This window comes from Bacillus sp. H1a, from assembly GCF_000633475.1.
Classification (GTDB): domain Bacteria; phylum Bacillota; class Bacilli; order Bacillales; family Bacillaceae_G; genus Bacillus_A; species Bacillus_A paramycoides.
Map to the genome: position 1 here is coordinate 1 of NZ_AYMH01000077.1, position 15,160 is coordinate 15,160.

A 15,160-nucleotide genomic window follows, 5' to 3' on the forward strand; every position below is an offset into this window, starting at 1 on the left:
CAACGTCAAGCTGAAGAACAAGCTCGTAAACAACAAGAAGAACAGCAACGTCAAGCTGCTGAGCAAGCCCGTAAACAACAAGAAGAGCAACAACGTCAAGCTGCTGAGCAAGCTCGTGTACAACAGGAACAACAAAAAGCACAGCAAAGTCAAACACAACCAGTTGCTGGAAGCAATAGTAATACATATTACAAAAATTGTACTGAAGTTAAAAATGCTGGAAAAGCTCCTTTATATAAAGGTCAACCAGGATATAGCTCTAAACTTGATCGTGATGGCGATGGAGTCGCATGTGAGAGATAATAATAAAAAAGAAGCTCATTAGGAGCTTCTTTTTTATTATACTTCCTCAATTTCCACTTCTAAATCCACGGGCTTCGTCTCTGGTACAAAACGTCCTATTACTTCCCCCTCCTTTTGAATTAGAATCCTCTTAAAGTTCCAGCTCACTACTTTCATAACGAATAATGATGTAATTAACACATAATAAGTGATGTATATCACTAAATAGATTTTAAATTACTGCTATTCTACATTTAGATATTAAATTTAAACTTTATGGAGGCATTCATATGGAGCATACATTTACTGAGACTTCTATTATTGGTGATATTGTTACACAATTTCCAAAGGCTAGTGATCTTTTTAAATCATATAGAATAGATTTTTGCTGCGGTGGTAATAGACCACTTATAGATGCTATTAATGAGCGGAATTTATCAGCAACAGAGATTATCACAGAGTTAAACACTCTTTATCATAATACGAAACTATTAAACGAATCTGAAATTGATTGGAAAACTGCTTCTTATCGCGAATTGATTGATTACGTTATAAATAAGCATCATCGCTATTTAAATGAAGAGTTGCCACAGTTAAGTCCATATGTGACTAAAGTATTACGTGTTCATGGGGCAGGTCAGCCTCATTTAGCTCAAATTCATAAGCTATTTCATGAACTAAAGATTGAATTAGAACAGCATTTAATTAAAGAAGAAACGGAAGATTTCCCATTAATTTTAGAATTCGAACAAAATCCAACTGATGAAAACTATGCAAAATTACGTAAAGTAGTAGATGCGTTGGAAAATGAACATAATCATGCTGGCAATATTATTAAAGAACTTCGTAAAGTGACAAATGACTTTACACCTCCAGAAGGAGCTTGCGGCACTTATCGACTTGTTTACCAGCGCCTTGAAGCTCTTGAATCTGATTTATTTGAGCATATTCATTTAGAAAATAACATTTTATTTCCGCGTGCAATTACGATAGCATAAATAAAGCGCAGGACATGAGTATAAATACTCATGTCCTGCTTTTTCATTGTGTAAAAAACATTCACACTTCCCCCCACTATTTCACTGAAGAGCTTGATATAATTTAATTTATCGAAGAAATATATCAGTTAGCATTAAGGAGTTGTATTTATGAATGAAGAAATGATTAAAAAACATTTACGAGAGGTCTTCCTCTTTAAAGAACTTTCAGAAGAAGAACTACAGCCTATTGTAGATATTTCAAGTTTACGAACATATAAATCTAAGTCATTTGTATTTATGCAAGGTGAGCCACTTGACCGTGTTTTCTTTATCCACTCAGGGAAAGTAAAAATTCAAAAAACTGATACAACTGGAAAAGAGCAAATTGTGGCTGTACTTCAAGCTGAAGAAATGTTCCCACACGCTGGTTTCTTTAGGCGAGGTGTCTTTCCGGCTCATGCTGAAATAATTGAAACTGCTCAATTAATCGTTACACCAATCGCTGATTTTGAGAAGATTTTGATTCAGTACCCTGAATTATGTATAAAATTATTTAAGGTTCTAGGAGAAAAAATTGTGGACCTTCAAAACAGATTAGAAGAACAAATTCTTCATGATACGTATGAACAAATTATTATGTTATTACTTCGTTTATGTAAATCAAATGGTACACAGATAAATGATACTTATACATTAAAAACACAATTTACAAATCGAGAGCTCGCCAATATGATTGGATCCTCAAGAGAAACAGTTAGTCGTACAATAAGTCAATTAAAACGAAGAAAATTAATTGTTCTCGATGAAAATGGCTGTTACATAATTGACCCTAATGCTTTAGAAGCAGAAATCCTTTAAAAAATGAAACTTTCTCAACGGAGGATTCTTCATTCCCAATTGATTATTCCTCCTTTCTCTCTTCTTTAATGCCACTAAAAAACGTATTCTCTCATAAAATAAAACTTCTAATCAGTGGTCCCCCATAGACTATTAAGCATCCATCTCCCCTTTATACTTCCAATTCAATCTGGCTATCTGTCCACATAACCAAATATCCTTTTCTTTTCTTCCTTCATATAAATCCGAATTTTAACAATTTGTGAATCATTATAAAAATGTGATAAATATCACATCTCCCTATATTTTGATTTTCTATAATGGAAATATAATTATTTGTTCAACATTTCACATAAAAGGGGAAATGAATATGAAAAAACGTTTGGTTATGATCGGAAATGGTATGGCTGGAATACGCTGTATGGAAGAAATATTAAAACATGATAGTAGTTTATATGATATTACTATTTTTGGAGATGAACCGCATCCAAACTACAATCGTATTATGCTCTCTCATGTTCTTCAAGGCAAAACAAATATGCATGACATTATTATGAATGAATATAGTTGGTATAAAGAAAATGAAATAACTTTATATACAAACGAAAGAGTTCAAAGTATTGACCGAGAAGAAAAAGTCATTGTTACAGAAAAAAATCGTACTCTTACATACGACAAACTCATTATTGCAACAGGATCTAGTGCTTTTATATTACCTGTTGAAGGTTCCACCCTTCCTGGTGTGACAGGATTTCGAACAATTGAAGATACACAATTTATGATAAACAGAGCTAAAGACTATAAAAAAGCAGTTGTCATTGGCGGTGGATTACTTGGTTTAGAAGCCGCAAGAGGCCTCATTGACTTAGGGATGGATGTACATGTTGTTCATTTAATGCCGAGCTTAATGGAGCAGCAACTAGATTCCAAAGCTGCTTCCTTACTGCGTGAAGATTTAGAAGCGCAAGGCATGAAATTTCTTATGGAAAAGAAAACTGTGAAGATTCTTGGAACAGATCATGTCGAGGGCATTCAATTTGAAGATGGTGAAATTGTAAATTGTGATTTAATCGTGATGGCTGTTGGAATACGTCCGAATACCCAAATAGCAAAAGATGCTGATTTAATTGTAAATCGCGGTATTGTAGTCAATGACTATATGCAAACGAATGATGAATCCATTTATGCGGTTGGAGAATGTGCAGAACATGACGGTATTGCATATGGACTTGTTGCACCACTTTATGACCAAGGTGCAGTATTAGCAAAACATATAACACATTTACAAACTGCTGGATATGCGGGCAGTATCGTTGGTACACAATTGAAAGTTGCAGGTTGTGACTTATTCTCTGCTGGCCAAATTTATGAAGATGATCAAACGAAAGCAATATCAATCTTTGATGAATGTAAACGTTCCTATAAAAAAGTATTAATTCGTGACAATAAAGTCGTTGGTATTGTTTTATATGGTGATACCGCTGATGGTACACGCCTCTTTAGCATGTTAAAGAAAGAAGAAGACATACAAGAATATACAGCAGCTTCCCTTCTTCACAAAGCTGGTGAAGAAAGTGAACTTAACGTTGCTACTATGAGTGCTGATGACACTGTTTGCGGATGTAACGGTGTTACGAAAGGCACAATAGTTCATGCCATTTTAGAACAAGAATTAACTACTTTTGAAGAAGTAAAAGGATGCACGAAAGCCGCAGGATCTTGTGGTAAATGTCGTCCACTTGTTGAACAAATTTTATCTCATACACTTGGAGATGCTTTTGATGCCTCTGCACAATCTATTGGTATGTGTGGATGTACAACGTTATCACGTGATGTAGTCGTAGCGACAATTCATGAGAAAGGTTTAAAATCTCCAAAAGAAGTACGAAATGTACTTGGTTTTGCACATGAAGACGGATGTTCAAAATGTCGCCCTGCTTTAAATTACTATTTGTGTATGGCGATTCCGGAAGAATATGCAGATGATAAATCATCCCGTTTCGTTAATGAAAGAATGAATGGTAACATCCAGCATGATGGTACATTTTCTGTTATTCCACGCATGTACGGAGGCGTTACAACAGCAGATGATTTAATGAAAATTGCTGAAGTTGCGAAAAAATATGACGTCCCTCTTGTGAAAATTACAGGTGCGAGCCGAATCGGCTTATACGGTGTTAAGAAACAAGATTTACCTAACGTATGGGCTGACTTAAATATGACTTCTGGATATGCGTATTCAAAATCTCTTCGTAATGTAAAATCATGTGTTGGTTCTCGCTTCTGTCGTTTCGGTACGAAAGATTCATTAGGACTTGGTATGTTACTTGAACAATCATTAGAAATGGTAGATACACCTCATAAAATGAAGATGGGTGTAACGGGTTGTCCACGTAACTGTGCGGAAGTACTTACGAAAGATTTTGGCGTTGTCTGTGTCGAAAATGGATTCCAACTTTATATCGGCGGAAATGGTGGTACGGAAGTACGTGAAGCTGATTTTGTAATGATTGTCCCTACTGAAGACGATGTTCTTCGCATCGCAACAGCTTACATGCAATTTTATCGTGAAACTGGTATTTACGGAGAACGTACTGCCTATTGGACAGAACGATTAGGCTTCGATCACATAAAAACAATACTACAAGATACAAGTATGGTCACGATGCTAAATGAGCGTTTCCAAACAGCTCGTAGCACATATACGGAAGCATGGGGACAAGCACTAGAAACAAAATCATTAAAAGCGATGTATGAAGTAGAAACTGTAAAATAAGGAGCGTGCATTATATGTTACAAACGAAAGAAAAAATAAAAGTTATGCGTGCAGAAGACCTTCCTATTCAAATCGGTAAAGAGGTGCAAATGAAAGGTATGTCTATCGCCCTATTTCGTCTCTCAAATGGCGATATTCGAGCTGTAGAAAATCGTTGCCCACATAAAAATGGGCCATTAGCAGAAGGGATTGTATCTGGGGAATTCGTCTTTTGTCCACTGCATGATTGGAAAATTTCATTAATAACAGGTGAAGTTCAAAAACCTGATGACGGTTGTATTCAAACGTACGAAGTAGAAGTTATTGACGAAAATATTTATATATATATGTAATTTACAAAAGGAAGCCTCCCCTGGCTTCCTTTTAAATCAAAATAGACGAGGTGCGAATATGAACGGATATGTATATTTAGTTGGTGCAGGACCAGGTGATGAAGGGCTAATTACAAAAAAAGCGATAGATTGCTTAAAGTGTGCAGATATTGTCTTATATGACCGCTTATTGAATCCTACCTTTCTTAGTTATACGAAAGAAACATGCGAACTTATTTATTGCGGAAAAATGCCAAAGAATCATACTATGCGACAAGAAATGATTAACGCACACCTCCTTCAATTTGCGAAAGAAGGGAAAATTGTTGTCCGCTTAAAAGGTGGAGATCCATCGATTTTTGGCCGTGTTGGTGAAGAAGCAGAAACTTTAGCAGCAGCGAACATTCCATACGAGATTGTACCAGGTATTACATCTAGCATCGCCGCTAGTAGCTACGCAGGTATCCCCCTCACCCACCGTGACTACAGTAATAGCGTAACTTTATTAACTGGACATTCAAAAGGTCCTTTAACCGATCATGGAAAATTCAATTCATCCCACAATAGCGACACTATCGCCTACTACATGGGTATAAAAAACTTACCTACAATTTGCGAAAACTTACTACAAACAGGAAAGAAAGAAGATACGCCAGTAGCAGTCATTGAATGGGGTACAACTGGAAAGCAGCGCGTTGTCACAGGGACACTATCAACAATTGTTCATAACGTCAAAAACGAAAATATTACTAACCCTTCGATGACGATTGTTGGTGATGTCGTTTCCCTGCGTAACCAAATCGCTTGGAAAGAACGTAAACCATTGCATGGCAAGAAAGTTTTATTTGCATCTTCAACAAATAAAGAAAGTTCAATAAAACAAATGTTACAAGAATGCGGTGCAGAAATATATCAAATTCCAACTTTCAAAAAAAAAGAATACACATTAACCTCTGAACAAATCAATGAGATTTTTAGCGTTGATCGCCTTGTATTTTGTTCTGCTGAAAGTATAGAAATCTTGATGCGATCATGCAGTAAACATCATAAAGATATTCGTTCCTTACACGCGGAACTTCAATATATGAACCTTTCCGTTCAAGAAAAGCTTACGCAATATGGATTGTTAAGTAAACCTGCACAGTTTTCTTCTCATTCTACTATTTATTTAGGCCGAAACATTAACCGAATTGCTTTTATTCAAGAAAAAATTGGTGCTGGTTCTTATATGATGACTCATGAGTATACAATTGATAATCGCTTCGATGAAATTCATTCACGTATGCTTTCTGAATTCTCATGGGATAGCATTGTATTTGAAGGGCGTGCTTCAATTGATACGTTTCTAGCAGAAGTAAAACGTCTTGGCTTTATGCATATTCTTACTCTTCCCTTCTCGTATACAGACGTTCCAACTTTACACTATGCGAATAAAGTCGGGTTTCATAACGTAGATCATCCATTACAAGACATTATTACGAATAAGGATATGGTGAGACAATGAAAGGAATTGTATATGTTGGACACGGTAGCCGATTACAAAAAGGTAACGAACAATTCATTCACTTTATTCACTCTGTTATGAAAGAACGTAACGAAAGGATTCAAAAAATAGCTTTTCTTGAACTCACAACTCCTACCATTCAAGATGCAGTTACAGAAGCGGTAATAGAGGGAGCAACTGAAATAATGATTGTACCTGTTTTATTATTTGCAGCTGCTCATTATAAACGTGATATTCCTTTTGAGATAGAGCAAATACAAAAGAAATATCCACATATAACATTTTCAGTTGCACCACCTTTTAGTACACATCCACGTATGGTTGAACTTGTAGTAAAACGCATACGTGAAACTATGCCAATGCAAGGTAGTAGCGTTCTGCTCGTGGGACGAGGTAGTAGTGATCCTCAGCCCATATATGAGTTACAACAAATTGGTGCAGCTGTCGAAAGAAAACTCGGTATGCCAGTATCTTGTTCCTTTTTAACAAAAGGAACTCCCTCTTTTACCGCTGAGCTCAAAAATATAACATCGAATACTTCCCATGTATATGTTATGCCGTACCTTCTCTTTACTGGATTGTTGCTTCAAAAAATTAAATTGCACACAAAAAAATATGATCACGTTACAACTTGTAATTGTCTTCAGTTTGATACATATATGAAGTTAGCATTATTAGAACGAATGGAGGAATGTGTGTATGTATAGCATGTACCCTCTTATGTTTAATCTAGATCAAAAAGTAGTTGTTATAATTGGTGGTGGTAAAATTGCATATCGAAAAGCGGCTGGATTAAAAGATACAGGTGCTCTTGTCACAGTTATTAGCCCAGAGATTTGTGAGGAAATGAAGGAGCTTCCTTATATTACATGGAAGCAAAAAACTTTTACTAATGATGACATTAAAGGTGCCCATCTTATTTATGCGGCAACAAATCAACATACTGTAAATTTGATGGTCAAACAGGCCGCCCATGATTTCCAATGGGTTAACGTTGTAAGTGATGGTACAGCATCATCATTTCACACACCTGGCGTCATACGAAATGATGAATATGTTGTAACTATTTCAACTTCAGGTAAAGATCCATCGTTTACGAAGCGTATGAAACAAGAATTAACTTCTGTCCTTCCTAATCTTATAAAAAGACTTTCTCGTACTCACAAATTGTAATCTATTTCTTAGCTAAAATAGTAATTAACTTTGGACAAACGTTTTTTAGAGGCGTTTGTTCTTTTTGTTTTGGTTTCGTTTTTTAGAATCGCACAAGCAATTGGACAAGAATCTGCGAAGAAAAATAATGGTGTTGGAAACTTGTAAGCAAGTGAATTTTATGACAACTGCAACATTACGGCATAAAAAAACAGTTTATTGAGAGCAACTGGTTCAATAAAGGTTTTATATTGGATATTCATTCAACCAAATTAGCGCTTGTTCATAATCATCAAAAAATTTTACAGATTCTTTTGTATTGGATTGTTGTAAATAATTCATTATCTCCCCTTCTTCAAGGAGAAACGCAATTGCCTTACTGTGATTCAAAATGGTTTCATTGAAGAACTTATCTTTCCATACTTTTTGAACAGAAAAATGATTTGGCGTGTATCCTTTTCTATTCACCAACAATTTGTATTTCCGACCCTCGGAAATGAATTGCTGACAAACCTGCTCAAAGCCATTAAACCATTCATAAACATCATCTGTTTTTATCTTGCCAATTAGATGGGTAACAATTAAATCTCCTGAAACTGTTGTGCTGATATTCTGTTTACTCAACTTGGAATCATCTCCCTTAGTTACAATTATGCGTAAAAATCTCATAAAATCAATAAGGATAAAATTCTTATGCAATAAAGCAACATTATTTACGAAAAGAGACTTGTTATTAATAAAACAATTCATTCTCTTTTGTTCAAGTAAAAAAAAGGATGCCTCTACTAGACATCCTTTTTTTCTTATTAATTATTCTTTAACATCACTAACAGCTTCTCTTGGCTATACATCCACACTGTAATGATTAAACAAGCAAGTGCTACTTCTGACAATGCCATAAATCCAATTGCATAATGACCTGTTAGTTGGAATAGTAACGTTAAAATTAATGGTGGGAAAAACCCTCCTAGTCCACCTAAAGCTGAAACAAGTCCATTTACAATCCCAGCTTGTTCAGAGAAGTACATTGGAACCAGTTTGAAAATTGTACCATTTCCAATACCTGCACAAAATGCAACTAGTAAACAACCAAATGTATACACGTTCATACTAGGCATAAATGATAAAATAATACCAGATAGTGTTAAGCCGATAAATACGAAGATTAATATTTTAAATGGATTAAACTTATCACCAAGCCAACCACCGACTGGACGCATCATTGTTGCTAATACGATGAATCCTGCTGTCCGCATACCTGCATCTACTTTCTCTAATCCGAAGTGAGATACTAAAAAGTTTGGTAAATATACTGTGAATGCTACAAATGATCCGAATGTTAAAAAGTAAAAGATACATAAAAACCAAAGTTTTCCATTTTTATATACACCTTTTATTTGTTCTATTAATGGTGTATTCACCTTTTTCTCCTTACGATCGCCTAATAAAAAGTTCATAAGTGCAAATGCTGCAAGTAAAACTAAATAACACTGTACAGTTGTTCTCCAGCCAACTGAAGTTGCAATAACAGGTGCTAAGAAGGAAGTAATTGCTGTTCCTGCGTTACCGACACCGTAAATACCATTTACAAAACCGTGACTCTCTTTCGGAAAGTATTTTGGTAAAGAAGTTACCCCTACCGAGAAAACAGCTCCACCGATTCCTACAAATAAGCCACCAATAATTAAATCCATCATAGAATTGGCAACACTAATATAAAAGACAGGGAATAATAAGAGAATAAAACTAATAAAGAATAATTTTCTTGCTCCATAACGATTTGTCCAATAACCAATTGGAATGCGAAGAATAGAACCTAAAATAACGGGTACTGCTGTGACCATAGAAATTTGTCCTGCAGTTAATGGAATATCCACTTTAATATAAGGCATTAATGATGATAAAATGACCCATACCATAAAACCGATAACTAGATTAGAAGTTTGTAAGCTTAATTGAAAATTAGGACTTTTCATCCTGTTCCCTCCTATGTATGCATAGTTATATTAATTCCCTCCAGTCTAATCACGTACTAACATGATTAGACTGAAAAGAATCAACCACCACTTACTGGCGGAATCATTGCTACAACATCACCAGTTTGAATTATGTCATCTTCATTTACATATTCTTCATTTATAGCGACCATAATTTCGTTTGAAATTACTACGTTGTATTTCTTTATAAGAATATCTTTTACCTCAGCAACCGTAATATTTTCACAATCTATTTGCAACGTTGACTTACTTGCTTCTTCTTGCAAATTTGCAAATAATAGTATGTCAATCATCTTCTCATCTCCTTTTCAGGCTCACCATTTACATATGCTACTTTCTCTAACTGATCACCTATCCATGACTCACCATCTTCCCAAAACTCCTTTTTCCAAATCGGAACAATTTGTTTAATACGTTCCATAATATATTCATTCGCCTCATAAGCTGCTTTCCGATGTGGTGTAGAAACGGCGACAACAACGGCAAGATCAGAAATTTGCAATGTACCAATGCGATGTGTAATTGCCACATATGTCCCAGGCCACTTCTCTTCTACTTCGATACCAATTTTCTCAAGCTGCTTTTCCGCCATATTCTTATAAGCCACATACTCTAAATATAGCGTACGGCGTCCTTTCGTAAATTCTCTGACAGTACCAATAAAAGTAGTAACAGCACCACACTCACGCCGAATTACTTTACTTGTAACATCTTCAATCGAAATAGGTGTATCAATTACTTCATAATACGTATGTGTCATCTTGCACCTCTTATCTTTGTCTAAAACATTTTTTACATAGATCACTAAATGGGATCCTAATCTGTGGAAAATCCATCAATCTATTTTTATACTATTTGTATGATCGAAGTGGTTCTTCCCATGGCCACTCGCTTCCTACGTTTGATTCTAATAACAGTACAGAAACAGTTATTCCTGCTTCAAATCCTCTTGTTCCACCCGGTAAAACGATAAATGCATTCGCATCTGCAAGTGAAGAAATTGCACTAGATTTATCTAAACCAACTGGTATAACTTGCAATTGACCATCTACAATTTCCACTTTTCCTCTTACAAAACGAGTAAATGGGTTTGCTTTCGGAAAGTCTTTTTGTAAAATTGCTTCTGCACGATATACATGCGGATCTTTCCTATGCAAATATGTTTGAATGACTGGTCGAACATATAATTCACATCCGACATAACAAGCAGAAGGATTACCAGATAGACCAAATAATAGTTTTCCTTCTAGCTCAGCTACAGTTGTCACACTTCCTGGTCGCATCGCTATTTTATTGAAAAGTACATTAGCTTGTAATCTCTCATAAATAGCAGGTAAATAATCGTAGTCTCCTACTGAAACACCACCAGTTGTAATTAAAATATCAACTTCTTTCATCGCCTTTTTTACAGTGTTATAACACGTCTCTAAATCGTCAACGAATTGTCCATAATACCGTACAATTCCACCTGCTCGTTCAACTTGAGCGGCTATCATATAGGAGTTACTATTTCGAATCTTCCCTTGCTTCAGTTGCTCTTGTACTTCCAAAAGTTCACTTCCTGTTGTTACGATCCCAATAACCGGCTGTCTTACAACATTTACTGAACTATAACCAAATGTAGCAAGAAGCGCTGCTACTCCAGGATTAATAGCAGTCCCTTTTTTCACAAGTAGGGCGTTTTGTTTTACATCTTCTCCTTTAAAAGAAATGTTATCACCAGAGGCGAAAGGGCGTTTTAACTTCATATATGTTTTTTCGTTTTCTTCAAACCCTTCCGTTAGCTCTAACATAACAACGGCATCACAGCCCACTGGAATTGCGGCTCCTGTCATAATACGTACAGCTTGAAATGCTTTCACCTCTTTTGTAAAAACAAAACCAGCCCCAATTTCACCAATAACTTCGAACTGAATCGGATTACTGCTACTTGCTTCTTTTGTATCTTCCGCTCGAATCGCAAAACCGTCGTATGGAGAGCGATCAAAATGCGGGACATCATGATCCGCAACAACATCTTCTCCAAGAATTCTTCCATAGCTTTCTATAAGTGAAACCTTTTCAGTTTCACCTCGATGAGCGTACTCCATTACACGTGCGACTGCTTCTGCCACTGGAATTGGTATACGTTTTTCTACCATTCTTTTTTCACCTCATTTTGATAAGGAGAAACTTTCTTTCTGTTCATCCTATATATTTTGCGTATAATCGTTTTGCTATTTTCATATCATTTGTCCCATGAATAAATGCCCTACCGTCTGTAAATAAAACAAAACGATATTCATCAATTAGAAACGATAGTAAATACGGAGTTTTTTGGACATTCACACTTTTTTGTAAGCGATTTTGAATTTCTTCTAAATTAAGAGTTTTCTCTATTCCTGGACGGATTTGAACGGTATTCCGCCCGCATAACACTTCAGTTTTCATCTGTGATTCAAATGTTAAACTTGGGTACGTGCGTACATTTCCACAAGATGGACATGTACTTTTTTTCTGCCTATTTACTTTTAATGAGAGATATTGATTGTTCCAAATATCAAATGATGACATTGTTCCTCGCAACGACTGAAAATCATCCACCAATATTTTCATCGCTTCTGTCACTTGGTGAGCAACGACCATTTGTACAGCTGGCTGAATGATTCCTGCTGTATCACATGTTGCACCACCCATAGGATGATCCATTAAGCAGCGAAAACACGGTGTTTCCCCTGGAAGAATTGTATACGTTACACCGTAACTTCCAATGCATCCACCGTATATCCAAGGTATATTTTCTTTTTGTGAAATATCATTTATAAGTAGTCGCGTATCAAAATTATCAGTCGCATCTAATATGAGATCCACTTCTTTTGTTAACTCTTCCATTTCTTGCACTGTGACATCCGTTACAACTGACACAATTTCTACTTCAGAATTAATCTTTCTTAAATGCTCTGCCGCTGCAATTGCTTTTGGTTTGCACTGCTGCGCATCTTCTTCTGTATATAACTGCTGCCTTTGTAAATTACTCCATTCGACGTAATCACGATCAGCAATTGTCAATTTCCCAATTCCCATCCTAACGAGAGCTTCTGCATTTGCAGCGCCAAGTGCACCGGCACCGATTAGGAGCACATGCTTTTCTCTTATTTTTCTTTGTCCCATTTCACCAATTCCAGAAAATAATACTTGCCTTGAATAACGCTCCTTCATATGGAATTCTCCTTTCGTTATCCACCAATGTAAGACATTTCAACTTTTGGACGTTTATTTGTACTTTCCGCCGTTCTCTCATCTGAATACCGATCTTTTCTAAACTCCCATATATGTTGTAAAATTTTTAATAGTGAGGCATCCGAAATATTTTCTCGAAGAAGCGTTCGTAAGTCCGTTCCTTTCGTTCCAAATAGGCACGTAAAAAACTTGCCGTCTGCCGAAATACGTGCCCTCGTACAAGAAGAACAAAAAGACTCAGAGACTGAAGTAATAAATCCAACTTCTACATCGCTACCTACATATCGATACAATTTCGCAACTTCTCCAAAGTAACGAGGTTTAACGGGCTCAATCGGATATACACGATTAATTTTCTCTATTAATTGTTCCTTCGTAATGACTTGTTCAAAGTTCCAGCCGTTCGTACTGCCCACATCCATAAACTCAATAAAACGGAGCTGAATTTCTTGTTCTTTAAAATAACGAGCCATAAGAAGAATTTGACTATCATTCATCCCTTTTTTTACGACCATATTTACCTTTACTTCTAATCCAGCTGCCTTAGCCGCTTCAATTCCTTTCAATACAGGTTTTGTGCTTACATTTCGTCCATTAATTTTTTGGAAGACGTGATCCTCTATCGCATCTAAGCTAATATTTACACGTTTTAATCCTGCTTGTTTTAATGCCTTCGCTTGTTTTGCTAAATGAATACCATTTGTTGTGAGTCCAATATCTGTTAAGCCTTCTAGCTTTACAAGCCTTGCAATTAACTTCGGTAAGTCTTTACGCAATAAAGGTTCACCGCCAGTAAGCCTAATTTTTTCAACTCCCATACTTATAAATAATCTCGCTAATCGTTCTATTTCATCGAACGTTAATAAAAACTCTTCCTGTAAAAAAGCGTAATTAGGTCCGAACACTTCCGCTGGCATACAGTACGTGCACCTAAAATTACAACGGTCAATAACTGAAATACGTAAATCTTGAAGTGGCCGCTCTAAAGAATCTTTCATCTTCTCGTGCATCTATATCCCTTCTTTTCTAATCAAATCCTTAGTAAGCTTTCAAATTTTTTATTTGCCTTCATTATAAAAAAGAAGCTACATATTCAATGTGACTTTTCTCACATTACTTTCCCCATTCAAAAATTCTTCACAAATCCGTTCGAATTTTGTTCACATCTCGACCTATTCTCTATACACATTGAAATTTTTTATTGTTTATCTTTTCTTAAACCAAAAGCTTAGAGTCATATATTCCCTTACTGTAAGTATCCGTTTAGAAATTTAAGACTGTCCCTCCTTACGGTCATTGAAATTTTACTTTATTTTTAAAAATAGCTCTTGCATTTTCATCATACTTACATTCACAATAGGAAATGTATTGCTTATAAGAAGAAAGGTGATCGCTGTGGCAAACAGTATGACATTATCTCAAGATTTAAAAGAATTACTTGCATCTGTTGAATATAAAATGCAAATTAAAAAAGGAAGTTTTATTTTTCAAGAAGGTATGGAAGCAACAGAACTCTATATCATCCACTCCGGAAAAGTACAAATTAGTAAACTAAGTGCTGACGGGCAAGAATTAACACTTCGTATTTGTTCGGAATATGACATTATTGGAGAATTAACATTGTTCACGGACAATGCGAAGTATTTATTAAATTCAAAATGCCTTGAAGATGTTGAAGTAGGAGTTATAAAGCGTGAAGCCTTAGAAAAAGCATTACTCCAAAAGCCCGCTCTTGTATTTGAATTTATGAAATGGATTAGTGAACATTTAAGAAGAATGCAAACGAAGTTCCGAGATTTAGTATTACACGGCAAAAAAGGTGCCCTATATTCTACTCTCATTCGAATGACAAACAGTTATGGTATTTTAAAAGAAAATGGGATTCTCATTGATTTACCCTTAACAAACCAAGAACTTGCGAACTTCTGTGCAACTTCGCGCGAAAGTGTAAATCGAATGTTAAATGATTTAAAAAAGCAAGGGACGATTTCTATTTATAAAGGAAAGATTACAATTCATGATTTACAATTCCTAAAATGTGAAATCTCTTGTGAAGATTGCTCTGCCTCTATTTGTAGCATTGAGTAGCATCTTATATAGAT

16 protein-coding genes and 1 pseudogene are annotated in these 15,160 nt (G+C 35.7%); 9 read left to right on the forward strand and 8 right to left on the reverse strand.

The genetic code is table 11. The features are described 5' to 3' along the window. The coding region (locus U860_RS32165) for an excalibur calcium-binding domain-containing protein (protein ID WP_025151123.1) at positions 1–303 on the forward strand (303 nt) is incomplete at its 5' end. Between the two features lie 36 nt (positions 304–339). On the opposite strand, the pseudogene U860_RS36680 reads toward U860_RS32165, so the two are convergent. Continuing rightward, positions 340–459: pseudogene (locus U860_RS36680) on the reverse strand (glutathione peroxidase); the annotation flags it as partial. Between the two features lie 113 nt (positions 460–572). Here U860_RS36680 and ric point away from each other — a divergent pair. The 7 genes from ric to U860_RS0128230 all read left to right on the forward strand — a co-directional run bounded on the left by ric (position 573) and on the right by U860_RS0128230 (position 7,863). Next, positions 573–1,280 carry an iron-sulfur cluster repair di-iron protein gene (gene ric, locus U860_RS0128200; protein WP_025151124.1) on the forward strand — a complete coding sequence of 236 codons (708 nt, stop codon included), beginning with the start codon at positions 573–575 and terminating at the stop codon, positions 1,278–1,280. A gap of 150 nt (positions 1,281–1,430) precedes the next feature. Continuing rightward, positions 1,431–2,120: a Crp/Fnr family transcriptional regulator gene (locus tag U860_RS0128205; RefSeq protein WP_025151125.1), complete on the forward strand. Its 690-nt coding sequence runs from the start codon at positions 1,431–1,433 to the stop codon at positions 2,118–2,120. Positions 2,121–2,469: 349 nt separating this feature from the next. Beyond that, the gene (nirB, locus tag U860_RS0128210; protein WP_025151126.1) at positions 2,470–4,875 is read left to right on the forward strand and encodes a nitrite reductase large subunit NirB; all 2,406 of its coding nucleotides are present in this window, start codon (positions 2,470–2,472) and stop codon (positions 4,873–4,875) included. Between the two features lie 14 nt (positions 4,876–4,889). After that, the gene (gene nirD / locus U860_RS0128215; protein ID WP_025151127.1) at positions 4,890–5,207 is read left to right on the forward strand and encodes a nitrite reductase small subunit NirD; all 318 of its coding nucleotides are present in this window, start codon (positions 4,890–4,892) and stop codon (positions 5,205–5,207) included. A gap of 58 nt (positions 5,208–5,265) precedes the next feature. Continuing rightward, a complete protein-coding gene (locus U860_RS0128220; protein ID WP_025151128.1) occupies positions 5,266–6,690 on the forward strand; it encodes a uroporphyrin-III C-methyltransferase in 1,425 nt (474 codons plus the stop codon). Then, positions 6,687–7,397, forward strand: a complete 711-nt coding sequence (locus U860_RS0128225; protein WP_025151129.1) for a sirohydrochlorin chelatase — start codon at positions 6,687–6,689, stop codon at positions 7,395–7,397. Before U860_RS0128220 ends, U860_RS0128225 begins: the two co-directional genes overlap by 4 nt. Then, a complete protein-coding gene (locus U860_RS0128230) occupies positions 7,390–7,863 on the forward strand; it encodes a precorrin-2 dehydrogenase (RefSeq protein WP_025151130.1) in 474 nt (157 codons plus the stop codon). Before U860_RS0128225 ends, U860_RS0128230 begins: the two co-directional genes overlap by 8 nt. Positions 7,864–8,088: 225 nt before the next feature. Here the strand turns inward: U860_RS0128230 and U860_RS0128235 are convergent, their stop codons facing one another. From U860_RS0128235 to moaA, 7 genes are all read right to left on the reverse strand, one after another. Further along, positions 8,089–8,592, reverse strand: a complete 504-nt coding sequence (locus U860_RS0128235; protein WP_025151131.1) for a hypothetical protein — start codon at positions 8,590–8,592, stop codon at positions 8,089–8,091. 56 nt (positions 8,593–8,648) lie between these two features. Next, positions 8,649–9,818: a nitrate transporter NarK gene (gene narK, locus U860_RS0128240; protein WP_025151132.1), complete on the reverse strand. Its 1,170-nt coding sequence runs from the start codon at positions 9,816–9,818 to the stop codon at positions 8,649–8,651. Positions 9,819–9,898: 80 nt separating this feature from the next. Next, entirely contained in the window at positions 9,899–10,132 is a 234-nt protein-coding gene (gene moaD / locus U860_RS0128245; protein WP_025151133.1) for a molybdopterin converting factor subunit 1, read from the reverse strand. Next, complete coding sequence (locus U860_RS0128250; RefSeq protein WP_002171623.1) at positions 10,129–10,599, reverse strand: molybdenum cofactor biosynthesis protein MoaE; 471 nt, start codon at positions 10,597–10,599, stop codon at positions 10,129–10,131. Before U860_RS0128250 ends, moaD begins: the two co-directional genes overlap by 4 nt. Before the next feature lie 91 nt (positions 10,600–10,690). After that, positions 10,691–11,980 (reverse strand): gephyrin-like molybdotransferase Glp, encoded by a 1,290-nt coding sequence (glp, locus tag U860_RS0128255; protein WP_025151134.1) that lies wholly within the window; start codon positions 11,978–11,980, stop codon positions 10,691–10,693. A 43-nt stretch (positions 11,981–12,023) separates the two neighbouring features. Continuing rightward, entirely contained in the window at positions 12,024–13,037 is a 1,014-nt protein-coding gene (locus U860_RS0128260; RefSeq protein ID WP_025151135.1) for a molybdopterin-synthase adenylyltransferase MoeB, read from the reverse strand. 17 nt (positions 13,038–13,054) lie between these two features. Beyond that, positions 13,055–14,068 carry a GTP 3',8-cyclase MoaA gene (gene moaA, locus U860_RS0128265; protein ID WP_025151136.1) on the reverse strand — a complete coding sequence of 338 codons (1,014 nt, stop codon included), beginning with the start codon at positions 14,066–14,068 and terminating at the stop codon, positions 13,055–13,057. Between the two features lie 385 nt (positions 14,069–14,453). Here moaA and U860_RS0128270 point away from each other — a divergent pair, with 385 nt between their 5' ends. Continuing rightward, a complete protein-coding gene (locus tag U860_RS0128270; RefSeq protein ID WP_025151137.1) occupies positions 14,454–15,146 on the forward strand; it encodes a Crp/Fnr family transcriptional regulator in 693 nt (230 codons plus the stop codon). The last annotated feature ends 14 nt before the right edge of the window (positions 15,147–15,160 follow it).